This is a genomic window from Actinoallomurus bryophytorum, assembly GCF_006716425.1.
Taxonomy (GTDB): domain Bacteria; phylum Actinomycetota; class Actinomycetes; order Streptosporangiales; family Streptosporangiaceae; genus Actinoallomurus; species Actinoallomurus bryophytorum.
Genome location: NZ_VFOZ01000001.1, coordinates 1649514 through 1672737, shown reverse-complemented (window position 1 = coordinate 1672737; position 23224 = coordinate 1649514). Strand labels below are relative to the sequence as shown.

The window sequence follows — 23224 nt, the reverse complement described above, 5'->3', positions numbered from 1 at the left end:
CCACACGGCGACAGCGTGACCATGAGACAGGCGAAGGCTTACCACTCACCGCGGGCTGGGTGGCGGCCGGTAGGCCAGCCGTCCCTGGCGAGCGCGCCTGCGCGTCAGTAGCGGCTGGATGAACCACGCCCACGAGCTCAGAACGATGACGCCGGCGGCGGTGGCGCCCGCGACCCAGGAGGAGAAGTAGCCGCGTGCGGCGACCGCGACGGCGCTGGACATCGAGACGGTCAGCGCGCTCGCGCCCATGATCTCGTAGCGGTTCGCGCGGCTGACCACCACGTCCTTGCGGCCCGAGTGGAACAGCACCCGGTGCTGCGCGGCGGGCGCGATGAAGCAGATCGACGCGCACGCCGCCGTGACCAGTGAGACGTAATAAACCCAGCGTCCCGCGTGGCCGACGCGGCTGAAACCGTTGGAGAACGGCAGCGTCAGCAGGAACGCGAACAGGAACTGGACTCCGGTCGTGACGACGCGAAGACCCTGGAGCAACTCGATGAGCTCCCGGTCGAGACGCTGTTTCGGCGTCTCGCCTCGGTCCGGCTCCACGGCTGCTCCCGGGTCTTCGTCATCGTCCCGGGTGAGTACGGGGCGTCAGCTGGCGACCGCGAACTCCTCCAGGCTCTCGTCCGTGGCCTGCTCCGGTGCGGGCTCCGGCGCCGGGCGCACGGACTCGTACACCTTGACGGTCTCGTTTGCGATCCGTTCCCAGGAGTAGCGGGCGCGAACCCGGTCGGCACCGCCGATTCCGAGCGCCGCCAGGTGGGTCTCCTCGGCGAGCAGGCCGCGAATGCGGTGGGCCAGCTCCGCCGGGCGCCCAGGCTTGACGTACACGCCAGTGACGTCGTCGATCACGGTGTCGAGGTGGCCGCCGACGGCCGTGACGACGACCGGAGTGCCGCAGGCCATGGACTCGACCGGCACCCGGCCGAACGACTCGTACGAGGGCATGCTGACCGTCAGGTCCGCCGACCGGAGCAGGCCGGGGACATCGGAGGCCTCGACGCGGCCGAGGAAGGTGACGCGATCGGCCACTCCGGCCTCCTTGGCGGCGATCCGCAGCCGGTGGACGTCCTGGTCGCCGTCGAGCTCATCCGGCGACGGGCCGCCCGCCAGCACCAGTTCGGCGTCGGGGATGCGGGCCAGTGCCTGGATGACGGTCCGCACACCGTGTCCGGCGAGGTGTCCCGACAGCATCAGGATCCGGGGCGCCTCGCTCCGCGGCAGGAGGGCGCGGCCCTGCGGCTTGAACTTCTCGCTGTCCACACCGGAGGGCACGGCGGCGATCCGCGGCCGGGCGACACCGAGGCGTGCGAGCTCGGCGCTCTCGCTCTCGGTGGTCGCGATGAGCGCGGCGACGCCGCGTCCGATGGCCCGCTCCATCCGCAGGCGGGCCGGCGAGGTGTTCCCCTCGGCCCTGGCCTGGAGGGAGGCGAGCCCGTGGAAGCTCTGGACGATGGGGATGTCGAGGCCGTCGGCGGCCGAGAGCGCGGCCAGACCGCTCAGCCAGTGGTGTGCGTGGATCACGTCGGGACCCTGGTCGGCCAGGCGCTTGGCCAGCTTGTCGGCGAACTCCCGTATGTGCGGCAGGACCTCCTGCTCCGACATGGGCAGGGCGTTGCCGGCCGAGATGAACTCCACATTCACGCGGGGAGCGAGGCGGACCCGCTCACCCGAGCCGAGCCCGTCGCGGCGCGTGTAGACGGTGACCCGATGTCCCTGCCGGCCCAGTGCGCGGGCGAGTTCGGCGACGTGGACGCGGAGGCCCTCGTGGGAGGCGGATCCGGAGGCGACCGGGCTGATATGTGCGGAAACCATGGCTATGTTCATCGGGCTGACTCCTGAAAATCCCTGGGGTGGGGGTTCATGTGCGTGGCCGTGCGGCGGCGTGGTGTTCCTCGTCCGGCGAGACGAGGAAGGTCCACGGCGCGGCCAGCGCGGGAATATGAGCGCGTGCCCTCGTGACCGAAGAGCCGGGGTACGCGCTCCGCCGACGGGCGGCTGCCCGGTGCGGCGATGAAGGAGGAGTAGGCGTGCGTCAGCCCAGCGATGGCGATATGGCTGGAAGTACGCATGCACACCCTCCGGGATTCGAGAGCGGGTACGCCGCTCTCCCGTGGTGTGCCTGCGTCTTAGGCACGGTTACCTGCCTAAGTCTTTGCCTGTGCAGGGGGTATCTAAACCTGACTCCGCGATCTTGTACGGAAATCTTTTGCGAGGGCCGTCAGCCTGTTACCCGAAGCGCGAGCATCGACACGTCATCGCGCAGGTCACCGCCGCAGAACTCCAGCAGTGCGGCTTCGACCGCCATCGCCAGATCCGCGACGGGCCGGTCGGCGTGGGCGGCGAGGATCTCGATGAGGCGCTCGAGCCCGAACCTCACCTGAGCCGAGTCGGAGACCTCGGGCACTCCGTCGGAGTAGAGGAAGAGCGTGTCGCCCGGATCGAGGTCGAGGTGCTCCACGCCGACGCCGAAGTCGTCCTCGAAGAGCCCGAGCGGGATGCCGCCGCCGCTCGTCGTACGGATGAGGCCGTCGCGCCGGATCAGGATCGGCGGCGGGTGCCCGGCACTGCCGATGGTCATTGACAGGCCCTCCTCCCGCGGCTCGAGGTAGGCCATGACGGCGGTGACGAAGCGCTCATCGTCGATCAGAGCTTCGTTCATCATCGACAGGACCTCGGCGGGCTTGGGGTTCCACCGGGCGAGCAGCCGGATGCCGTGCTTGGCGCTCGCGGTCACGGCCGCGGCGTCCTCTCCCTTGCCGCACACGTCGCCGAGGACCAGGCCCCAGCCCGAACCGGTGCGGAAGACCTCGTAGAAGTCACCGCCGAAGCCGGTGTCGCGGGTGGCCGGATGGTGACGACCGGCCACCTCGGCGCCGGGGATCTGCGGCAGCTCGGGCGGCAGCAGCCCGGCCCGCAGCCGGTCGGCGACCATCGCGCGCCGCCGGTAACGCCGGCCGGCGCGGATGACCAGGGCGAGGTTGCGGGCGAGCCGCTCGACCAGGCCGAGGTCCATCAGATCGAACGGTCCCTGCTCGCCGGACACGGTGAGGGTCAGCGCGCCGTGGCACCGTTCTCCGTCGTCCAGGGGTACGCAGATGAGCGACGACGCCTCGATCAGGCCACAGACCGGCGGTCCGGCCGGGCTGGTGCCGAGGGCGTTCAGGTCATCGAGGTGCGCCTGGAGCACCGACCGGCCGGACGCGTGGACCAGGGCCGGCAGCGTGCCGGGCGCGGGGTCGAGGTCCTCGAGCATGCGGGCGACCTCGGTACTGCGCTCGTCGTCCGGGCCGATCACCATGTTGCGCGTCAGCAGGTCGTCGCGTACGAGGTCGATGAAGACCCAGTCGGCGAGCTCGGCGGCGAGAAGCCGCGCGCAGCGGCGTACGGCGACGGACTCGGTGAAGGACTCGTCGTCCAGCAGCATGCCCGTCGCGGTGGAGAGCACGTCCATGCGATGGACCACCGTGGCCACGGCGTCATCGGTCGCGGTGACCTGCTGGGGGAGGTCCTGTGCCGCGGGCTCGCGCGTCGAGGGCGCGGTGGCCGCGACCACGAGCGGATCGGGCTCCCCGGTCACCCAGATCCGGGCGAACGTCACGTCCACCTCGACCGGGCCGTGCCCGGAGAGCAGGCGCACACGGGAGCGCTGCCTGCGGCCGGAGTGGAACACGCCGGCCACGTGGGAGCCGACGGTCGCCCGGGTCGCCAGGTCGCAGAACATCGGGAACGGCTTGCCGGTGAGGTAGCCGGCCGAGGATCCGAGCAGGGCCCCGGCCTGCCGGTTGACCCGGCGTACGGTGCCGTCGCGCTCCAGCAGGAAGAGCGGCACCGGCGCGTCCTGGAAGACGGTGCGCAGCAGCCGCCGCTCACTGTCGGCCACATCGTTCTTCGCCTGGGCCGACGTCTGGGTCGCTCCGGTGGACCGGAGTGCCGCCACCGCCCGGTCGAGGTCGGCGAGGGCCGCCTCCAGCAGCGCGCCACGGTCGGCGTCGGGCAGCAAAGCGGCGCTGTGAAGCTCCCCGGCGCGAGCCTCCAAGGCGGCTGCCTCAGTGCGAAGGGACTCGGGGCGGAGAGATTGGGGTTCTTGCTGGTCGGAAATGCTGCCCTCCGGCTCGCAGGATCGAGGTGCGTCGGTCGGAATCCTCCACGGCTGTCCGTACTCTAACCGCCTGTCAGAGGCCCCGGCGAGGGTCTGACTAGCGGTGACCAAGGCCCTCCGCGCGGTGGCCGGAGACGATCCGCTGCGCGATGGCGGTCAGCTTGACGTGGCGGGTCTGGGAGATGCGCTTCAGCTCGTTGAACGCGGTGTCCGCGTCGCAGCCCATCGCGTGCATCAGCACGCCCTTGGCCTGGTCGACGACCGAGCGTGCCTCGACCGCCTGGCGCAGCTGCGTGGCGGTCCGGTGGGCGTCCTCGTAGAGCCGGGTGTTCGACATGGCGGCGCCGCCCTGCGCGGCGAGCAGCGCGCCCACGTCCAGCTCACGCCGGTCCAGAGCGCCAGGCGACACGCCGTACATCGTCAGCGTCACGATCACCGGGCCGGTGCGGTGGACGGTGTCGGCGAAGCATCGGACACCACGCTGAAGGGCCAGCGGGGTGTAGTCGGGCCAGCGCGTCTCGGCGAGGGTGTCGGCGCAGAAGACGGGGGTCTCGTCAGTGGCCACCTCGAAGGTGGGCCCGGCCCGGCGCGCACACTGGATCTCGCTGAGATAGGCCAGGTCGGGATGGGTGCCCACCTGGTCGATCGGCTCGGAGGTGCGGCCGGCGCTCCAGCGTACGGCGGTGGCGCCGACGCATCCCTGGACCGTATGCGTGGCCAGCTCGGTGACTCTCCGTAGTGCCACGGTCGCGGAGGCTTCGTGTACGAGGCCGAGGCGGGCGACCTGGGCGGCGAGTTCACTGCTGATCTGCGGTTCGAACCCCACGGGGTTCACCGTAGCCGCTGCTCACGGGGGGTTGGCAACAGTTGCCGCTTTCGCCCGGCAAAGCCCGGCATGTGGCCTGGCTCCGGTCGGGCGCCAGTGAGGATTTACGCCGCACCGAGTGAGGCGGGGATCCCCCCGGTAATGGGTGAGGCGCTGGAGAGCGCTGAGAACTCAGTGAACGGCCGAGGACTCGTCTCGGTCGGAGGTCAGATCTCCGATCGAGACGATGCCCACCAGCCTGCCGTCCTCGACGACGGGCAGCCGCCGGACGGCACTGTCGCGCATGAGCCGCAACGCGGTGCCGGTCTCGTCGTCCGGGCTGACCGTCACGATGCCCGCGCTGCAGACCTCGGCGAGGCGCGTGCCGGTCAGATCCCGTCCTTCGGCCACCGCGCGCACGACGATGTCGCGGTCGGTCAGCAGCCCGCAGAGCCTGCCATCCTGGATGACCAGGACTCCGCCGACCCCCTCATCGCGCATGAGTCGTGCCGCCTCGGTAAGCGGAGCGTCGAGTGGCAGCGAGGGCGGCTCAGGCGTCATGACCTCACGGACCTGTTTCGCCATGGCCGAACTCCCTTCACCCGACATGCGCCGCCTACCCAAGCGCGCGGGTCTTATTCGAGAACTCTCCTGCTACCTGTGTTAAAAGTCGAAAACCGATCCGGTCTTGTCGCGCATCACGCAGCTGTTCGGGAATTTCTTGGTGTACCGAACGGCCTGGCCCTGCCACTCGCCCTGAGCGGCCACGGTGACCGGTGCGTAGATCATGAAGCAGGCCCGCGGATTCGCGCCGGCCGGCATCTGCGCCAGGTCGCCGCGGGCCTTGGCGACGTCAGCACACGCCTCCGCGGCCTTCGGGTGGGTGCCACCCGCCGGGTCGCACTGGAGCGTCACCGTGCGCTCGGGCGAGGTGCCGGCGCTGGTGTGGAGCACCAGGCGAGACCCGCGCGAGGCAGGGTTCGCGTTGAAGAACGCGGTCGGCATCGAACGCGCGGCGCCCGGACGGACGGCCTTGCGATTCGACGTCTGGTTGGTGCTCAGGTCCTGGGGCTCCTGCGCGGAACGTCCCTGGGTACGACCGGTGCCCCTGGGTGCGGGCGCGGCACCCTGCGGTGCGTTGGTGCCCGGCGCCGTGGTGTCCGGTGCGGTGTTCCCCGGTGCGGTGCCACGCGGCCGGGTGGCCTGCTGTGCGGATTCTTGCAGGTCGGTCGCCTCCTTGAGGGCCGCTGCGGCCTCCGGCGGAAGCGCCGGGTCGTCGGCGTCGGCGAATCCGGCGTCGGCGCCGGTGCCCGGCCGTGAGACCGGCCTGCTGCGGGCGGGCCGGGCGGGCCGGGCGGGGCGGTTCTTCACGCCGCGTGCTCCGACGCCGCTGCGCGGTGCCCCCACCGCGCCGCGGTCCGGTGCGGTGTTCGCCTCCGGAGCGCGCCCCTGCTCCCCGTCGGGACCCATGTCGACCTTCACGTCGTTCTCGGGCCTGCCCTGCGTCTCGCCCGTCGGAGCGGACGCGTGCCTGCCGTGCGTCGCGTGCGTGGCGTGCCTGGCGTGACTCGTGTGCCCGCCGTGCGCGCGCGCCGGGATTGGTCGGTAATGGCCGCTTGCCACGGGCGGAGGCGCCGGTTTGGTATAGGCGTCGGCCGCGTGAACGGGAAGCACGATAGGAATGGCGGCGGCTATGGATGTAGCCAATATTCGTCGCATGTCGGTTTTTCCCCCCGAAAAAGACCGCCTGTTTCGGCGGAGTCTCAATCGCATACTGTAGCGCATCGATCTCTCTCGGTAATCATGAAGGCGCGCCGTTTGTGGAGGCCAGAGGGGACTTACGCCGATAGGATCGAGAACAATCCGTTCCATCAGCCCGCTACGCGCGCAGGGGAGCACGTTGTCCGAGCACGACTGGCAGACCACGGTGCTTGCCGAGCTCGGTGTCTCGCGATCTGGGTTGGTAACGCCTGATTCGGGCGGTGCCTCCGCGCCCACGGGCCGACACATGGCGCCACCCTCGGAATCGCTTCAGGAGCCGTCGCCGGCACCCGCGGTGCCCGCGCCGGCCGAGCAGTACGCGACGAGGGTGGATGAGGAATGGCGCGCCCAGCCCGCCTCGGCACAATCGGACGAACCGCGCGTGGAAAAGGACCGGCCGGCATCCGAACAATGGGGTGAACGGCCCTCTGCGCAATCACATGACGGCCCCTCCATTCCGGCCCCGTCCTCCGGCATCGAGCCGCCATCCGCGCAAGTACGCTCCGTACCGGCCACGCCTCGGGCGGAGTTCCCGCCGATATCCGAGCGGCGGGATCCGGGATGGAGCCCTCCCGAATGGGAGGCGCCCCCCGCGGAGCAGCAGGCGCCGCCGCAGGTGCCCGGCGAGGAGCAGGGCTGGCCGGTGCGGCCGGACCGGCAGGCGGACGTCGCCCCCAACCAGGCGTCCGCCTGGGAACTGGCCTCGCAGACGTCTTGGGGGCTCGTCGCCCAGGCGCCCTGGGGCACCGAGCCGCCCCCTGAAGGCGAGCCGGGCTTCCCGGAGGTACAGCAGCCCTGGGACCGTTCCGACGGTGAGGCCTGGCAGCGCATGCCCGAGCCGCAGGCACCGGCTCCTCAGCCGCCGGCGTCGTACCAGCCGCCGGCGCCACAGGACCTCGTCCGCCGGTCCACGCACGGCGACCCGCTCGTACGCCGCGTGTCCCGCGGTGTACGCCGGGCCGTGGGCGCGTCCGCGGCCGACGAAGTACGCCGGACCGCGGATGTCGAGCAGATCATCGGTCGCCCGGTGCCGTCCTGCCGGCAGATCGCCGTCACCAGCATCCGCGGCGGGGCGGGCAAGACCACGGTCGCCGGCCTGACCGGCACGGTCATCTCGCAGTACCGCAAGGACCGGGTGCTCGCGGTGGACGCCGACTCCGGTCTCGGGTCGCTTCCGTTGCGGCTCGGAGTCCGCACCGAGCGGTCGCTGCACGATCTGAACGCCGCCGGCCCGCGAAGCTTCGACGACGCGACGCGGTTCCTCGCCCGTACCGCCGAGGGACTGTGGGTGCTCTCGGGCACCGCGGGCGGCCACATCACCCACGAGCTCGACCTGGCCACGTTCAGGAGCGCCGCGGGCGGCATGAGCCGTTACTTCTCGGCCATGGTGATCGACTGCGGGGCCGGCCTGCTCCCGGAGCTGCAGCGTGGCATCCTCAGCGACGCCCATGCCCAGGTCCTGGTGACGCCCGGCACGGTCGACGGGGCGCTCAGCGCGCGCGGAGCCCTCGAGTGGCAGGCGCGTAACGGTTACCAGCACCTCCTGACCCGTACTGTGATCGCGTTCGTCACGCACACCCCGCACGTCGACGCCGACCTGACGCGCGCCGGGCAGCTGCTGAGCGGCGGGGGGATGCCGGTGGTACACATGCCGTACGACCGGCATCTGGCGACGGGAACGGCGGTAGAGTCCGCCCGGATCCGTCAGGAGACGAGAGCGGCGGCGATACGCGTCGCACTTGAGGCGTTCGCCCGCGCCACGAGTGTCTGACATCGATCGGACGGAGGAGGTCAGGGGCCTTGACCAGCGACATCATCGCCTTGGTACGCAACGAGCCGGACATCCCGACGGTCGTGGAAGGCATGATCGCCTTCGGTGAGTCGCTGCGGATGCGCCCGGCCGGTCCCGGCGCGATGCACCTCTACGACCCCGACGGACGGTTGCTGATCTCGATCGAGGCGCCGGAGCTCGTCCGGGTGCCCGGCGAGGTCGAGCGGCTTCTGGGCCCGCAGATGGCCGGCAAGGTACGCCCGCCGACGTGGTGGGTCGAGGTCCGCGCGGCACCGGGGATGCCCGAGGCCCGGCGCATCGCCCGCAAGTTCGCCGAGGACATCGTCCACTGGCAGGGCGGGGCCGTGTGGCCTCCGCCGCCCGAGGACGCGCTGTGAGCCATCCGGCCACCGACGCCCTGACGCCCAAGGCGATGGTGGTGCTCCAGGACCGCCCGGTGGTGCCGTTCACCACGTGGCTCGCCGAGGGCCTGCGGCTGTGCAGCGAGACCCGGCGCGGCCTGCAGGTCGTGACGCCGCCCGAGTCGCGGATCACGATGCCGCTCCGGCTCGTCCTGACCGGGCCGGACAGCCGCTGGGTCATCCGTGCCGACGGCGGCTACTACGACGGGCTCACCGGCGTACCCCTACAGTGGGACGGTGCCGCCTTCGTCGTCGATCCGGAGGCGCGCGCGTACGCACCGGGCTACACGACTCCTCCCACCGCCCCGATCGGGGCCCAGCTGACCGTGACCTTCCGGGTGCGGCACACGCCCGAGACCGCCATCGGCGGGGCGGCCGAGCAGATGTGCCGCTCGCTCACGGACATGCCGCCGAGCGGATGGGGCACCTCCGAGCCGGTGACCGGAGTGTGGCGCGTCGAGGACCTGGGCGAGATGTTCGGCTCGCGGGTGTCGGCGGCGGTCTGGCTGACCGTGGTGGGCGGCGGAGACGGGGGCCGTCCGGTGGTCGGCACGATGCTTCTGTCCCAGGTGGACGACGCCGCCGAGGAGGCGGTCACGCTGGTGATCGGCTACACCGATCCGCAGGAGACCCCGATCGCGTCGCTGCCGGCGATCATCGGCGCCCTCGCCGCGGAGTTTCCTCTCGTCTCCTGCTTCGCCCAGCTCAGCCCGGGCAACGCCGATCTCACCACCGGGCCGCGGTGGGTGGGACCGGCCGCGCCGATCGGCCTGGCCGTGAGCGGTTCCGCGCCGGGGCCGCCCGGAGTGGCCGGGCAGCGGATCGGCGAGGCGCGCTCGCCGACGATGTGGTACTCCCTCGGCGACGGGCGGAGACAGGACGGCTGGCAGCGCTACCAGCAGCTCACCGGCTACCTGCGGACGCAGGCGTCCTGAGACGGGGCGGGCGTCAGGCCGCGCGGACGACGCTCACTCGCGGCGCGTACTCCCGCAGCTGCTCGCGCAGCTGGCGGCGACCGCGGTGCAGACGGGACATCACCGTGCCGATGGGCGTGCCCATCATCGTGGCGATCTCCTTGTAGGGGTAGCCCTCGACGTCGGCGAGGTAGACGGCGGTACGGAACTCAGGGGCGAGTGCGCGCAGCGCCCTGACCACGTCGGAGTCGGGGAGGCGGTCGAGCGCCTCGTGTTCGGCGGAGCGCAGCCCGGTCGAGGTGTGGGACTCGGCACGGGCGAGCTGCCAGTCCTCGATCTCCTCCGTACCGGCGCGAAGGGGCTCACGCTGCCTCTTGCGGTAGGTGTTGATGAAGTTGTTGGTGAGGATGCGGTGCATCCACGCCTTGAGGTTCGTGCCCTCCTCGAACTGGTGGAAGTTCACGTACGCCTTGGCGAGGGTCTCCTGTACGAGATCCTCGGCGTCGGTGGGGTTACGCGTCATGCGCACCGCGCTGGCGTACAGCGGGTCGATGAGCGGCCGGACGTCGCGTTCGTAGCGCTCGTCATCCTGGCGGCCCGCTGTGGGTGCCGCTGTCGTCATTCTCGCTCCGTAGGGTGCTGAGCTGGGCGGGCCTTGACCCCCTGAGGGCCGGAATCTGGCCGGGCGGGGACCGGCAAGGCATGACTCCGGGCACAGCTCTTTTGGCTGCCGGGCTTCATCGCCCAAGAGGAAAATCGGACCTGGTCGCCGCCCAGGGGCCCCAGAGAACGGGCTGGGCTGGAGCGGCGCGTGACGGTCAGGCGCTTGTTGGATGTGAGTACACAGCGCTTGCCGCGGAGCCATGAGTCTAACGCGAGATCGTCACCGTGAAAAGTGGCTTTAGTCACGATCTGTGCTGACCGAGATCGCCCCGGTCATTCCGGTACTTCCACCACAAAGCCTACGTGAACTGGGAAGACATGAAAAGACCCGGCGTGGTCGTGTGGCCGTTGATGCGCCAGACGACCACGCCGGGTAGCGCGGTCAGCCGGGTGTCAGCCGAGCAGGCGCCTGATGGCGAGGGCCATCAAGCGGTTCCGGTCGGCCGGTGAGGCGACCTGCTCCAATCCGAAGCCGAAGAGCAGGGTGTCGGGTGTGGCGATGGCGGCGACGCCGAAGCCCTGGGCCCGATGGAAGTCCTTGACGTTGGCGGGACTGCCCGCCGGGGCGCCGGGGACGCTCCAGGGACCGAGACCCGCCTCGAACCCTTCGGCGTCGGAGGTGCCGCCGGCCGTCGTGACCTTGGTGTCGTCCACGAAGGCTCCGATGCCGCCGGAGGCCGGGTCGGTCACGTAACTGATCGAGACCTCCATCTTCTTGCCCGCGTACGCGGACAGGTCGAACGAGACCGGAACCCATCCGCCGGAGTTGCCGGTGAACCGGTTCCAGCTCCCGCTGGTGCCGGAGCCGCCGCACGGGGTACCGAGGGTCAGATAGTGCTTGAGCCACGGATGCATGGCGAGGAGGAAACCCGCATCGCACTCCGCCGGTACCCCGGTGTCGGATCTGCCGCCGAGATCGGGCAGCGTGGTCCAGTCGTCGGTCCCCGCGGTGTGCGCCTCGACGATGACGTTGTCGTAGCCCTCTTCCGTGTCGTAGGACAGCTGGGCGGCGAGCTTGGGCGCCTGCGCCGCGGTGACGCCGCTCAGGTCGATGGTGCGGGTCAGCCGCATGTACGAACTGTCGGCGTGCGGTCCGGCGGCGTACCAGGAGCCCTCCACCGGGTCGAACGGTCCGCCCTTGCTGGAGTACTCCCCGGCCGCCGAGCTCTTGAACTGCGGGAACTGCGCGACCGGCAGGTTGTCGCTGGTGACGTCGAAGTTGCCCGCCTCGTCCAGCGGGTTGGCGGCGCTCGCCAGGGGAGCGTTGACGCCGCTCAGCGGCGCGCCCGTCCCCGAGAACCCGGTCGGACCCTGCCGGACCACCCGGCTGTACGCGCCCAGGTAGTACTGCATGAAGTCGTCCGCGAACAGCTCACAGTCGTCGCGCAGGTTGATGGTGACCACGCACGGCCGCTCCGGGTGTCCCTTGAGGCCGTAGTAGATACCGCCGCCGTTCGAGCCGGCGAGGGGCCCGTCGTAGCCCGTGGTCTCGCCGGTGTAGATCAGCTTGCCGCCCTCGTTGAGGTAGTCACGTACGGCCAGGGTCGTGGCCACCTCACGGTCGGCGATCTGTGAGTCGGGGAAAGGCTGGCCGCCGACGGGGACGAACTCGTCGGCCGCGTCCTGGGTGAGGCGGTTGTCGCCGAGGTACCAGACCACTCCCTTGAAGTGACTCAGCACACCGAGGTCGTGCGGGGCGCCGTCGGCGTCGATGTCCCAGACCGCGGCCTTGACCTTGGCGGCCTTGAGCGCCTCGACGTACTGCTGGGCGTACTTCGGCGCGCTCGTGCCCGGCGGGTAGACCGGGTTCACGCCCTTGTAGTCCTCATCGGCGAGGACGAGGACCTTGGCGCCCTTCTGGTCGCGCACGGTGAAGGTGAACGGCTGGCTCACCTTGCCGCCCGCCACGAACCACGCCTGGACGCGGTCCTTCGGCCGCAGGCCACCGATGGTCCCGCGGTACTCACCGAAGTACTCCCGGCTGTCGCGGCCGTACCTCTCGCCGCCCTGCCACTCGTGGACGGAGGAGCTGTGCGCAGGTCCGCCGTTCACCCGGTAGCGCAACCGCTTGCCCGGCAGCGACCGGCGGATGACGGACGCGACGGGCTGGGACGAGCCGTAGGAGGCCGTGAACGCGTCGACGGCGAAGTCGGGCACGGTGCGGCCGACCGGCGAGACCGGATGAGCGGGGTCATGGGCCGACTTGGCCAGGTCGAGCAGGAGAGGGAGGTTCTTCTCGAACTCTTTTTGGATCAGCGTCTCGCTGTCCGGGAACGCGAACGTCTGGCCCGTGCTGGTGCCACAGTCGGCCAGCGTCCAGTCGTCGTCCGGGTCGCTGCCCACCGCCGTACGGCACGTCGACTGCTCGGGGGTGTACGTCAGGGTGCCCAGCACCGACTCGGCGTACCCGTCGGTCTCGCCGTTGGTGGTGTACAGCTGGGCGCCGAGTTCGGGGGTGTAGCCGGGAACGGCCGCGTGGTCGATGTCGCCGAGTATGGCCTCGTGGAGGACGTCGTCCGGGCTGCGGGTCAGCGTCTGCCAGCCCACGCCGTGCAGCAGCAGCTCGGCCGCCGAGTGCCAGTTGAGCATGAACTTCGGGCGGATCTTCTTGTAGAGCGCGACCTGCGCCTTGGTCTCGGGCTCGGAGCCGGCCGAGGGGCCGCGGTAGGTCTCGTCCGCGGTGTTGGCCGAGGATCCCTCGTTGTCATAGCCCCACTTGAAGGAGAAGTTGCGGTTCGGGTCGACGCCGTCGTTGGAGGTGATCTGGCCGTCACCGTCGTTGTCGCGCAGGTTCTTGCGCCAGAACCGGTTGCCGGGCGTGAACGTGTAGTCGTAGCCGTCGACGTTGACCACCGGGATGAACCACAGCTCATCGGTGTCGACGAGCTTGGTGACGTCGCGGTTCTTGCCGTAGTTGTCCAGGTAGTAGTGCAGGCTCCGGCGTACGGTCTCCGTCGCGATCCACTCGCGGGCGTGCTGGGTGCCCTGGTAGACGACGGCCGGCCGTGAGCCGGACCGCAGCGAGCGAGCGTTCTTGGTGACCTTGATCGCGGTGATCGGCTTGCCCTGGCCGGTCGTGCCGATGTCGACGGCCTGGGCGATGCCGGCGTGGGAGGCGGCCGCGTTCAGCATCTCCTCGCGGATGTTGCCGGGACCGCTGTAGGGCCGGAAGACGTTGTCGCCCTTGGCGGCGAGAGGGGTGGCGCGCTCGGCGGCGGTCTTGCCGCCGACGACCTGCAGCCGCAGATCCAGGCCCTGACTCTGCAGCCGGCGGGCCTGACGGCCGCCCATGAGGACCTCGACGTGGACCTTGTTCCCGGTGACCTTCCCGGTCTGGATGTCCTCGGAGTCGAGACCCGCACTGTGCAGTTCGCGGGTCTGGGCGAGCGGGATGTCACCGGCGTAGAGGTCGACGTGCTCACTGACCTTGGCGGGACGTGGGGGAGAGGCGGCGGCCGGCGCGGCGGCCAGCAGGCCGCCGATGAGGGCCATCGCGGCGAGGACGGAGGTGGACAGGCGCTTCATGGAGCCTCCGGAGTCTGGAGATCCCGTCGGGGTTCCGCAATGGTGTCCCAAGGTAAAGAGACCTTAAAGACGCCTGCCCGAAGTCGGTCGACCTGTTGTGGTCACGCCCGTTCGCCGGAGATGTGCAGTGGGCGGGAGGGAAGCCCGTGCCGCCAGGCCCTGTACGCGGCCGGTGGTGCGCCCTGTTCTGCACGTACGCGCGATCGTTGGTGGGAAACCCGAGCGCATATGCCGTGCGGTCTGTAGCGTCACCCTCACAGCGGGTGCGGGGGGCTGTGCGGAGCGCTCGCTCGGGGAGGTGTCCTTGATGACGAAGCGTCAACCTGCCGCCGCGGGCTCACCCCGGCTGCTCGACGAATATCTGCTCGGGCTCGCCCCCATGGCCGTGATCCTCACCAACGATCTCGGTCACGTCACCCACTGGAACCACGCCGCCACCGACATCTTCGGGCTGGCGCACGAAGACGCGGTCGGCCGCTCGCTGCGCACTCTGCTGCGCCTGCCGCAGGAGCACCGGGACGCCTTCGAGGCGGGCGGTTCCCGCATCCGTCACGTCTGGACGGGCGTCTTCCTCGTCACCCGCGCCGAGGACGGCCAGCTCCGCGAGGTCGCCTGGTGGGTCTATCCGCTGACCGGCCCGGACCGGGCGCGCGTGCTGGCGATCGCCGCCGACGCGCAGCGGCTGCGCGAGGGTGGTCCCGGTCTCGCACTCGGCGAGGTGCTCGTCTCGGCTCCGTCCCGTTCCCCCCTGACCAGCGAGAGCGGCGTACGCGTGCTGCGGGTGGAGCCGACCCTCGTGCCCCCGTCCGGCGCCGACGCGGACCTCCTCGGCCGGCGGCTGACCGAGATGCTGCCCGCCATGCCGCCCGGCGCCGCCGAGCCGATCGTCCGCCAGGTGCTGGGCCGCGGCTATCCGGCCGTCAACGTCAGCGTCACCGCGCGGCTGCCGTGCGCGGCCTACCTCGGCGCCCCGGCCCCGCCCGAGCAGCGGATCCTCGAGATCGAGGTGCCGCGCCGCGCCCCCGTACACGTGCGCTCGATCGACCGGTCGGCGGCGCAGGACCGTCTCGACTTCCTCAACGACGCGGGCACCCGCATCGTCGACACCCTCGACCCGGTGCAGACCGCGGCCGCGCTGTGCACCTCTCTCGTGCCGAGGTTCGCCGACTTCGCCGACGTGCAGCTCCTGGAGTCCATCGTCTCCGACCAGGAGCTCCCGCCGTTCACGCCGGACGAGTCGCCCACGACCGTACGCGTGGCGCTGAGCCACGACGACGCGTACGGCCGCTGGGACGACCTCGTTCCGCGAGGAGAGACGGTGCGGCTGCCGGCGGCCACGCCGTTCACCAAGAGCCTCATGACCGGGCGGAGCGTCAGCGTGCCCCGGGTCAGCGAGCGGTTCGCCCGGCAGCTGTCGGCCCGTTTCGCCGACCGTGACTTCCGGCCCCTGCTGCAAGGGCGGGCGCTGCTCGTCTCCCCGCTCATCGCGCGTGGCACCGCGTTAGGCAACCTCACGCTGCTGCGCCGCCCCGACCGGCCCGCGTTCGACGAGCTCGACGTCACGATGGTCGAGGAGCTGTGCCGCCGCGCGGCCGTGTGCGTCGACAACGGACGGCTCTACCGGCGCGAGAGCCGCGCGGCCAGGGAGCTGCAGAAGACCATGCTGCCCGACGCGCCGCCCGTCGTCGCCGGCGCGCAGATCTGCTACCGCTACGTTCCGGCCAACGAGGCCGTACGCGTCGGCGGTGACTGGTTCGACGCGATTCCGCTCCCCGGCGGCCGGCTGGCCCTCGTCGTCGGCGACGTCATGGGCCACGGACTGACCTCGGCCGCGATCATGGGGCAGTTCCGTACGGCGGTTCGCACCCTCGCGGCGCAGGACCTGCCCCCCGCGCAGTTGCTGCGCCAGCTCGACGACCTCGCCCGCAGGCTCGGCGACGACTACATCGCCACCTGCATCTACGTCGTGTACGACCCGGTGGCGCGGCGCTGCGAGGTGGCCAACGCCGGGCACCTGCCACCGGTCCTGGTCTCGCCGTTCGGCGACAGCGAGCTGCTGGACGTGCCCTCGGGCGCGCCGATCGGTGTCGGCGGGGTCGCGTTCGAGACGGCGGTGTTCGAGGTGGAGGACGAGAGCCAGTTCGTGCTCTGCACCGACGGTCTCGTCGAGCGCCGCGGCCAGGCCATCGACGTGGGCCTCGCCGAGCTGCGCGAATACCTCAGCGGGCCGCCGCAGCCGCTGGAGAGCGTGTGCGAGACCCTCATCGACGGATTCGGCCGGACCGGCCGCCGCGACGACGACATCGCGCTGCTCGCGGTGTGCTTCAAGGGCATCCCGAAGGACGACGTGTTCTCCTGGACCCTCGACGCGCAACCGGCCAATGTCCACGGCGCGCGTGAGCTGGCCCGCGAGACCCTGGCGACCTGGGGGCTGAGCGAGCTGTCGGAGACTGTAGAGCTCCTGGTGAGCGAGCTGGTCACCAATGCCGTGAGCCACGGGGCGGGCGACATCGGACTGCGGTTGATCCGGGCCGGCTCACTGCTCTGCGAGGTCCGGGACGAGGGGTATGAGCTCCCCACGCTGCGCGGCACGGACGTCACCGCCGAGAACGGCCGCGGCCTCCAACTCGTCACCGCCCTCGCCGAACGCTGGGGCGCACAACACACCCCGACCGGCAAGGTCGTCTGGTTCGAACAATCGATCTAGCCGTCGTCCAGCACCGCCCTGATCACGTGCCGGGCGTTGCACGCCATCGCGGGATTCGTCCTGCGGTAGTACGGCAGTGCGATCAGCGCCTGCGAGAGCGTACGCCCCCGGCCGCGGATCCAGGTCTCGTCGTCCACGACCAGAGCCTCGCGGAAGACCTCCCTCGCATCGCGGGGCAGCAGATTCCATGCCGGGAACAGATCGCAGGCCGGATCGCCCAGTCCCGTGCACCCGAAGTCGATCACTGAGGCCAGCCTGCCGCCGTCGACCAGCAGGTTTCCCGGCATCAGATCGGCATGCAGCCACACCGGCGGCCCATCCCAGTCCGGAGCCCGCAGCGCCTCCTCCCACACCGCGGCCGCGGCGTCGCAGTCGACGCCCTCCTGCGGGATCTCCCGCAGTTGCTTGATCGCCGCCCTGGTCTCCGCGTCGAGCGAGGCGACCGGCCCGCCTCGGTGTGCCTGCGGCGCGGCGGGCAGGGTGATGCTCCGCATCGCCGCCACGAACGCGGCCAGATCCTCGGCCAGCGGCACGGGCTCGCTCAGCGCGCCCGCTTCGGGATGCTCGCCCGCCAGCCACCGGTACACCGACCACGGCCATGGATACCCCAGGGCGGGCTCCCCGGCTCCGAGCACCTCGGGGATGCGCACGGGCAGATGGGGCGCGAGGCGGGGCAGCCACACCTGCTCCATCGACACATCCCCGGCGCCGCTCTGCACCAGCGGCAGCCGTACGACCATGTCGTCGCCCAGCCGGTACATGGCATTGACCGTGCCGCCGGACGGCCGGCGCTCCACCGCCAGCTCCGCCCACTGAGGGAACTGCCCGGCGACCAACCGCCGTACCAGGTCACCGTCAACGGGGTACATACCGGGATGCATCTGGCCCGCGCTCATGGACGCCATCCGAACACCGCACACCGACGGGCGTCAAAGGCGTTTCGCCCTAGCTGATCACTCGCGAGCGTTCGTTGTAGGTGCCGGTGAACTCCTGGCCGGACAGCTTCTGGATCTCCTGCATGATCTCGTCGACCAGGGCGCGGCGGCCCCGCGCGGCCGGCATGTCGGTGAACGCCTTGTAGTCGATCGGCGCGCCGAACGTCACGCCCGGGCGGATGATGCGTGGCAGCCGTGCCCCGACCGGCATGATCCGCTGGGTGTCTCTGACGGCGACCGGGACGACGTTCGCGTGGGCGTTCAGCGCGAGGAAGCCCACGCCCGTGTGCCCCCGGTAGAGCCGGCCGTCCTCCGACCGGGTGCCTTCGGGATAGATCGCGAAGGCACCGCCCTCATCGAGGGTCTTCAGCGCGGGGTCGAGGGCGGCGACGGCGGCGCGCTGCTCCGTACGCGGCACCGGGATGTGGCCCATGGCGCTGAGGAACGCGCCGAGGACACTGGCCACGCCGTGGCCCTCGAAGTATTCGGCCTTGGCCAGGAACGTGACGCGGCGGGGGACGACGAGCGGGATCAGCACGCTGTCCACGAACGACAGGTGGTTGCTGGCAAGGATGACCGGACCCTCGGCCGGTACGTTCTCCAGGCCTGTGACCACCGGCCGGAACACGATCCGCAGCAGCGGACGGACGATCCGGTACATGAACCAGTACAGCAACTGTGCCTCCCTGAACTCTCCGTAACTTTAGACCGTGTAGCTCGGGAGGTCGTCGTCGCTTTCGTCTAGAGGTCGTACTGGTACTGCCGCGTCTTGCGCAGGGGGCGGAATCCAAGCCGCTCGTTGACCGCGAGCATGTGGTCGTTGTCCTCGGCGTTGTCGGTCTCGATCTCCTCGACCGCCGGCCACTCGGCGCGCAGCCAGTCGAGCATCGCCGCCTTGACCCAGAGCCCGAGCCCGTTGCCGCGGTGCTCGGGCACCACGGCCGTGTCGAACTGGATCGCCCGGCTGCTGTCCCCGATCGGGATCACCAGCTCGGTGAATCCGGCGATCATGTCCCCGTGCAGTGCGGCGACGGTCAGCAGGGTGTCGCCGCGCTTCTCGACGACCTCGGCCATGTCGCGTACGCGGTCGGTGTCCCACTTGGTCGTGCCGTAGTCCATGTCGCCGGTGGGCATGTCGCCCATGGCGGACTTGGCGGCGGCGAAGGTCTGGGCGAGCTCGTTGGGCACGACGCCGAGCCAGCGGCTCAGGCGGTAGCCCGGATGCTCGGCGTGGACGATCTCATCCACGTCGCCGGCGTCGTGCACGCTGAGCAGGAGCAGGCTGAGGGAGAGGACGCAGGCGAAGCCCTTGGTCTCCAGGAACGCCACACCGGGGGTGTCGGAGGAGGCCTCGACGACGAGGCTGCGGCGTTCTTCCGCACGCGCGGCCCGCGCGACGGTGTCGAGCAGCCGTGACCCGATGCCACGGCGCCGGTGGTCCGGGTGGACGTCGACGGTGAACTGGCCGAGATGGTCGCGGCCCGGTCCGTCGAACAGCCGCAGCCTCGCGACCCCGGTGACCTCGTCACCCGACGTGGCCACCCAGAGCAGATGATGGCTGTCCAGGCCGGCCGTCGTGAGGCACCCGTGCACATGGTCGAGCGTGGGCGTCGGCTCCCCGGGGAGATCACGGGCGACCGACGCGGCGAGGACGTCGTGCCATGCCGCGACATCGCTATCCGAGATGTCATGCAGTTGCTGAACCCTGTCCAAGGAGGCTCCTCGAATGGTTGGCTCGCCTTCCCATGGACCGTACGCGCCACGGCGGTGACGCGTCTGTCATTCGAGGTAGCCGCCTGGGTGCGAAAGAATGGTTTTGACCGATATGCACCAGAGTTCCGTCATATTGATCATGATTCACCCCGAACAGATCACCCGGGCCCGAGCCTTCCGCGGCCGACACCGATGGCCCCTACGTCGCGCAGGGGACCGGCAGGGAGCGTCATCGCTGCGACCACTCCCCGGTGCGGCCCCACTCCTCGGCTGCCTCCATGAGGGCTGTGCCCGCACGGCGCCGCCGATAACCCTCCGTGACCGCGAGGAGGTTCACCCTGGCAAGGTTCCACGCGGCCGTCACCCTTGACGGCGTCGCCGGCCACGAGTTCCGTCTTGCGATCGCCTCGTTCCGTAGGACAGTTGACGTCATGCGCTGGTTATGGAGTCTGGGCGGGGTCCTGATCGCCGCCATCGTCATCGGCTGGCTGGCGAATCCGGCGGCGGGCTGGTTCGCCGGTGTCTTCGGCCTGGTGGCGGTGCTGTTCGCCTGGCGGGCAGGGGTGGCCGGCGACACGGCGCGGAGCTGGGCACGCGACCTGTACGGCTCGGGAGACCGTGAGGGTACGGACTACGCCTCGCTCATGGGCCGTCAGCTGGGGCGCCGCTCCCGCCGCCGTCGCCGTTGAGCCGCGCGCCCTGCCGGGCCGGGTCCGAGAGCACGTGGAGCAGGCCGATCAGCGTCGGGCCGTTGACGATCTCTCCGGCGTCGATCATGTCGCGGATGCCGGTCAGCGGCACCCACGCGATCCGCTCCGCCTCGGTGATGTCGGTCGGTGGCCCGATGTGCTCGGCCGTGTCGGCGCGGTAGAGGTGGTGGCGCGAGTCGACCGAGCCGCTGGAGGGCTGCGAGGTGACGATCGGCCGTAGCCGTCCCGGCCGCCAGCCGGTCTCCTCCTCCGTCTCACGTACGGCCGCCTCCTCGGGCGACTCGCCCTCCTCGATGCGGCCGCCCGGGATCTCCCAGCCCCACGTGTCGGTCACGTGCCGGTGCCGCCACATCAACAGGACGCGGTCGTGGTCGTCCAGCACCACGACGACCGCCACGGGCCGTGCCATCCGTACGACGTGCTGCTCGAACCGCCTGCCGTCGGGCAACTCGATGTCGACCAGGTCGAGGCTGAGCCACGAGCTCTCGTAGATGGCCCGTCGTCCGTGGACCGTCCATTTCATGCGGCGACTCCTCGCGTTGGGGTGCCTCGACCGTACGGCGTCCTTCGCGCCTGCACATACACGACCAAGACCCTCGACATATCTCCTTGGCCGCATGAGGCGCGCTTTCAGCCTCATCCGGCCAAGAGGCCGCAAATCTCTGCCGCCCGAAGCGTCGGGGGGTTTCCTTACCTGGAGTCCCTCGTACGTAACCCTCTGGAGTCGTTGTGGCGAGACGATTAGCGTGGTGGACAGGCGTGGTCTTACTCGGCGTGGCCGCCCTCTACGTCGGCACGTGGAGACTGTGGGCCCTGACCGTGCTCCTCTGGTCCCTGTACGAGCTGTGCTTCTGCCCGACCACCTGCGGCATCGCGACAGGTGGGGGAGCGGTGTGCCGCAACGCCACGCACGGGCGCCTGTTCGCCTGTACCCACGTCCCGGGCCACCAGCGGTCGAAGACGGACGCGCTGTGGCGGCCGACCGTACGTCACGAGCCCGGCTCCCGGCCCCGGCTCCCCCAGAGCGACGGCGCCCCGGCGGCGCATCGCCGGGCGCGGCTGACGCCGTCCCGCGCGTCCATCGCACCGCGTCAGCGCCTCATGGCCTACGCCGCCGTGATCGGCCTCGCCGTCACCGTCGTCCAGACCGCCGTGGGCCTGGCCGGGCCGTGGTGAGAAGTACGCCGGAACACCCTCACGTTCTCCGCTGTTCCGACGTCTACTCACCGAGGGGCCCGCAGGCCCGCCGGTATTTGATCGAAGGAGACGGACATGGCCAGGACCCACACCGTGATCGATTCACCCGTGGGCGGCTTGACCGTTGTCGCCGAGGACGGCTCGCTGACCGGGCTCTACTTCGAGGGCCACAAACGCGGCCCCGGCCCGGAGGCGCTCGGGACGCGAAGCGAGGAGTCCTTCGAGAAGACGCGACGCCAGCTGGATGAGTACTTCGCGGGCGAGCGTACGGAGTTCTCCCTCCCTCTCGCGCCACGGGGGAGCGAGTTCCAGCAGAAGGTGTGGATGCTGCTGCGGGAGATCCCTTTCGGGGAGACGCGCTCGTACGGCGAGCTGGCGATGGAACTGGGAGGCATGCCCCTGGCGAGAGCGGTCGGCGCCGCGAACGGCCGCAACCCTCTTTCGATCATCGTCCCGTGCCACCGGGTGGTGGGCTCGAACAACGACCTGACGGGCTTCGGCGGAGGCGTGGAACGCAAGCGGTTCCTGCTCGACCTGGAGCGGCCTGCGGTGAGCAGCACGGCGACGCTGTTCTGAAGCCACCAGGTCACCGGTCCTGCTTCACCGCGACTGCCGACATCACCGTCGACGGAGCACGTACGGATCTGTGGGGGCCGGGAGGTGAGATCCCTCCCGGCCACCCGACAGGCACTCCTCACATGGCACGGTCGATCAGGTACGCCGACGGTGCGCCGATCCCGTTGAACGCCTCGGTCGCGTAAACGAGCGTGTACGCACCCGTCTGCCAGATGGCCACCGCGTCCCCGACGTCCAGATCGCGCGAGAGCTCGACCCCGAACATGATGGTGTCCTGGCTGTCGCAGCTGGGGCCCGTGAGGTGTGTGGTCCGGGTGCTTGCCTGGCCACGCGAATCGGTTACCGGGTATCGGAGCGCGTTCGATGTCTCGAGCGACTCCATGAAGCCGTTGAAGGCACCGGCGTCCAGATGAACCCAGCGTGCTCCGTCGCGCTCGGCGACGCCGATGACGGAGGCGACCATGACGCCGGCGGGGGCGGCCAGGAACCGGCCCGGCTCGACTACGGTCCGCACCGGATAGGGGAGCTGGTCGAGCGCGTGGCCGATGCTCTTGCCGATCGCCGAGATCGAGGGCACCGCGGCGCCTTCGTACTGGACGGGGAACCCCCCGCCCATGTCCAGCATCTGGATCCGGACCCCGTCGTCGGCCAGAGCCCGCATGACGGCCGCGGCCTCGGCGATGGCCATCTCCCAGGCCGTCGTGTCCGTCATCTGGGAGCCGACGTGGAAGGTGATCCCGTAGGGAACGAGCCCCAAGGAGACCGCGTAGAGCATCAGCCGCGTGGCGTGGCCGGCGGGGACGCCGAACTTGCCCTCGCTCGGGACGGCGGACTGCGCCGCCCGGGTCTTCAGCCGCACGTAGACGCGACTGCCCGGTGCCAGCTCGGCCAGCTTCTCCGCTTCGCGTTCGGAGTCGAAGGCGAACCGGTCCACACCGGCGGCGAAGGCGCGGGCGACGTCGCCTGGCCGCTTCACCGGGTTGGAGAACAGCACCTCGCCGGCGTCGGCGGCGCTCGCGGCGATCCCCAGGTCGCGGAGCACGGCCAGCTCCCCGTAGGAGGCGACGACGAAGCCACCGCCGAGATCCCTGACCGTACGCAGAAGCCTGTCATCCGCGTTGCACTTCATGGCGAATTTGATTTCTGTCCCGCTGGGGAGCGCGAGCCGAAGGCGCTCGTACGCCTCGCTGACTGTGTGCAAGTCGAGTCCGAGAAAAGGGGTCTCATAGGAAAGGCCGAAGACCTTCGACCCGAAATGGTCTGCGAGGGAACTGCAGGGAGCAGGCTCAGGGCCGTCTGGCGTCCTGGCCGCGAGTGGTTTTCTCATCGATCCCTTGGTTCTGAAATGGATATATCGCTCACTTCGAGGGCCCGAGAGTGTGGTACGCCGGTCGGCATACCACACTCTCGCAGGCATTAC

21 protein-coding genes are annotated in these 23224 nt (G+C 70.3%); 7 read left to right on the top strand and 14 right to left on the bottom strand.

Translation table 11 applies throughout. The features are described 5' to 3' along the window. Positions 1–45: 45 nt before the first annotated feature. The 6 genes from FB559_RS07875 to FB559_RS07850 form a co-directional block, all read right to left on the bottom strand. Positions 46–549, bottom strand: a complete 504-nt coding sequence (locus FB559_RS07875; protein WP_141954841.1) for a DUF6328 family protein — start codon at positions 547–549, stop codon at positions 46–48. Positions 550–594: 45 nt separating this feature from the next. Continuing rightward, on the bottom strand, positions 595–1818 hold the full coding sequence (locus FB559_RS07870; protein ID WP_185792091.1) for a glycosyltransferase: 1224 nt from the start codon (positions 1816–1818) through the stop codon (positions 595–597). A 406-nt stretch (positions 1819–2224) separates the two neighbouring features. Beyond that, positions 2225–4042, bottom strand: coding sequence for a SpoIIE family protein phosphatase (locus tag FB559_RS07865; protein WP_246121409.1), 1818 nt, complete (start codon positions 4040–4042; stop codon positions 2225–2227). A 160-nt stretch (positions 4043–4202) separates the two neighbouring features. Next, positions 4203–4931, bottom strand: coding sequence for an ANTAR domain-containing protein (locus FB559_RS07860; protein ID WP_141954837.1), 729 nt, complete (start codon positions 4929–4931; stop codon positions 4203–4205). A 171-nt stretch (positions 4932–5102) separates the two neighbouring features. Then, positions 5103–5495, bottom strand: coding sequence for a CBS domain-containing protein (locus tag FB559_RS07855; RefSeq protein WP_141954835.1), 393 nt, complete (start codon positions 5493–5495; stop codon positions 5103–5105). Positions 5496–5573: 78 nt separating this feature from the next. Next, on the bottom strand, positions 5574–6380 hold the full coding sequence (locus FB559_RS07850; RefSeq protein WP_141954833.1) for an SSI family serine proteinase inhibitor: 807 nt from the start codon (positions 6378–6380) through the stop codon (positions 5574–5576). Between the two features lie 907 nt (positions 6381–7287). On the opposite strand from FB559_RS07850, the gene FB559_RS07845 reads away from it, so the two are divergent. From FB559_RS07845 to FB559_RS07835, 3 genes are read left to right on the top strand one after another with little or no spacing between them, the layout of a single operon-like run. Continuing rightward, positions 7288–8442: a MinD/ParA family ATP-binding protein gene (locus tag FB559_RS07845; protein ID WP_185792090.1), complete on the top strand. Its 1155-nt coding sequence runs from the start codon at positions 7288–7290 to the stop codon at positions 8440–8442. A 29-nt stretch (positions 8443–8471) separates the two neighbouring features. Beyond that, entirely contained in the window at positions 8472–8840 is a 369-nt protein-coding gene (locus FB559_RS07840; RefSeq protein WP_141954829.1) for a hypothetical protein, read from the top strand. Continuing rightward, a complete protein-coding gene (locus tag FB559_RS07835) occupies positions 8837–9799 on the top strand; it encodes a DUF6177 family protein (RefSeq protein WP_141954827.1) in 963 nt (320 codons plus the stop codon). Before FB559_RS07840 ends, FB559_RS07835 begins: the two co-directional genes overlap by 4 nt. A gap of 13 nt (positions 9800–9812) precedes the next feature. Here the strand turns inward: FB559_RS07835 and FB559_RS07830 are convergent, their stop codons facing one another. Next, entirely contained in the window at positions 9813–10400 is a 588-nt protein-coding gene (locus tag FB559_RS07830; RefSeq protein WP_141954825.1) for a sigma-70 family RNA polymerase sigma factor, read from the bottom strand. A 434-nt stretch (positions 10401–10834) separates the two neighbouring features. Then, the gene (locus tag FB559_RS07825) at positions 10835–13966 is read right to left on the bottom strand and encodes a M14 family metallopeptidase (protein WP_141954823.1); all 3132 of its coding nucleotides are present in this window, start codon (positions 13964–13966) and stop codon (positions 10835–10837) included. Positions 13967–14273: 307 nt separating this feature from the next. On the opposite strand from FB559_RS07825, the gene FB559_RS07820 reads away from it, so the two are divergent. Further along, the gene (locus tag FB559_RS07820; protein WP_141954821.1) at positions 14274–16673 is read left to right on the top strand and encodes an ATP-binding SpoIIE family protein phosphatase; all 2400 of its coding nucleotides are present in this window, start codon (positions 14274–14276) and stop codon (positions 16671–16673) included. Here FB559_RS07820 and FB559_RS07815 read toward each other — a convergent pair. From FB559_RS07815 to FB559_RS46615, 4 genes are all read right to left on the bottom strand, one after another. Then, on the bottom strand, positions 16670–17569 hold the full coding sequence (locus tag FB559_RS07815) for an aminoglycoside phosphotransferase family protein (RefSeq protein WP_141954819.1): 900 nt from the start codon (positions 17567–17569) through the stop codon (positions 16670–16672). The genes FB559_RS07820 and FB559_RS07815 overlap by 4 nt on opposite strands. A gap of 49 nt (positions 17570–17618) precedes the next feature. After that, complete coding sequence (locus FB559_RS07810) at positions 17619–18284, bottom strand: lysophospholipid acyltransferase family protein (RefSeq protein WP_141954817.1); 666 nt, start codon at positions 18282–18284, stop codon at positions 17619–17621. Between the two features lie 65 nt (positions 18285–18349). After that, the gene (locus tag FB559_RS07805) at positions 18350–19321 is read right to left on the bottom strand and encodes a GNAT family N-acetyltransferase (RefSeq protein WP_141954815.1); all 972 of its coding nucleotides are present in this window, start codon (positions 19319–19321) and stop codon (positions 18350–18352) included. 229 nt (positions 19322–19550) lie between these two features. Beyond that, the gene (locus tag FB559_RS46615) at positions 19551–19658 is read right to left on the bottom strand and encodes a GNAT family N-acetyltransferase (protein WP_185792089.1); all 108 of its coding nucleotides are present in this window, start codon (positions 19656–19658) and stop codon (positions 19551–19553) included. Here FB559_RS46615 and FB559_RS07795 point away from each other — a divergent pair. Then, complete coding sequence (locus FB559_RS07795) at positions 19639–20010, top strand: hypothetical protein (RefSeq protein ID WP_185792635.1); 372 nt, start codon at positions 19639–19641, stop codon at positions 20008–20010. The two genes, FB559_RS46615 and FB559_RS07795, sit on opposite strands and share 20 nt — an antisense overlap. Here FB559_RS07795 and FB559_RS07790 read toward each other — a convergent pair. Further along, positions 19964–20554 (bottom strand): NUDIX hydrolase, encoded by a 591-nt coding sequence (locus tag FB559_RS07790; RefSeq protein WP_141954809.1) that lies wholly within the window; start codon positions 20552–20554, stop codon positions 19964–19966. The genes FB559_RS07795 and FB559_RS07790 overlap by 47 nt on opposite strands. 236 nt (positions 20555–20790) lie before the next feature. On the opposite strand from FB559_RS07790, the gene FB559_RS07785 reads away from it, so the two are divergent. Beyond that, a complete protein-coding gene (locus FB559_RS07785; RefSeq protein ID WP_141954807.1) occupies positions 20791–21207 on the top strand; it encodes a hypothetical protein in 417 nt (138 codons plus the stop codon). 96 nt (positions 21208–21303) lie between these two features. Then, complete coding sequence (locus FB559_RS07780; RefSeq protein ID WP_141954805.1) at positions 21304–21804, top strand: methylated-DNA--[protein]-cysteine S-methyltransferase; 501 nt, start codon at positions 21304–21306, stop codon at positions 21802–21804. Between the two features lie 118 nt (positions 21805–21922). On the opposite strand, the gene FB559_RS07775 is transcribed toward FB559_RS07780, so the two are convergent. Continuing rightward, the gene (locus FB559_RS07775; protein ID WP_246121407.1) at positions 21923–23131 is read right to left on the bottom strand and encodes a type III PLP-dependent enzyme; all 1209 of its coding nucleotides are present in this window, start codon (positions 23129–23131) and stop codon (positions 21923–21925) included. Positions 23132–23224: the final 93 nt, after the last annotated feature.

Bases quoted from the DNA above. Each gene is read 5' to 3' on its own strand.
- FB559_RS07870 (WP_185792091.1), bottom strand. From the start codon at position 1,818: ATGGTTTCCGCACATATCAGCCCGGTCGCCTCCGGATCCGCCTCCCAC.
- FB559_RS07855 (WP_141954835.1), bottom strand. From the start codon at position 5,495: ATGGCGAAACAGGTCCGTGAGGTCATGACGCCTGAGCCGCCCTCGCTG.
- FB559_RS07850 (WP_141954833.1), bottom strand. From the start codon at position 6,380: ATGGGTCCCGACGGGGAGCAGGGGCGCGCTCCGGAGGCGAACACCGCA.
- FB559_RS07830 (WP_141954825.1), bottom strand. From the start codon at position 10,400: ATGACGACAGCGGCACCCACAGCGGGCCGCCAGGATGACGAGCGCTAC.
- FB559_RS07825 (WP_141954823.1), bottom strand. From the start codon at position 13,966: ATGAAGCGCCTGTCCACCTCCGTCCTCGCCGCGATGGCCCTCATCGGC.
- FB559_RS07820 (WP_141954821.1), top strand. From the start codon at position 14,274: ATGACGAAGCGTCAACCTGCCGCCGCGGGCTCACCCCGGCTGCTCGAC.
- FB559_RS07815 (WP_141954819.1), bottom strand. From the start codon at position 17,569: ATGAGCGCGGGCCAGATGCATCCCGGTATGTACCCCGTTGACGGTGAC.
- FB559_RS07790 (WP_141954809.1), bottom strand. From the start codon at position 20,554: ATGAAATGGACGGTCCACGGACGACGGGCCATCTACGAGAGCTCGTGG.
- FB559_RS07780 (WP_141954805.1), top strand. From the start codon at position 21,304: ATGGCCAGGACCCACACCGTGATCGATTCACCCGTGGGCGGCTTGACC.
- FB559_RS07775 (WP_246121407.1), bottom strand. From the start codon at position 23,131: ATGAGAAAACCACTCGCGGCCAGGACGCCAGACGGCCCTGAGCCTGCT.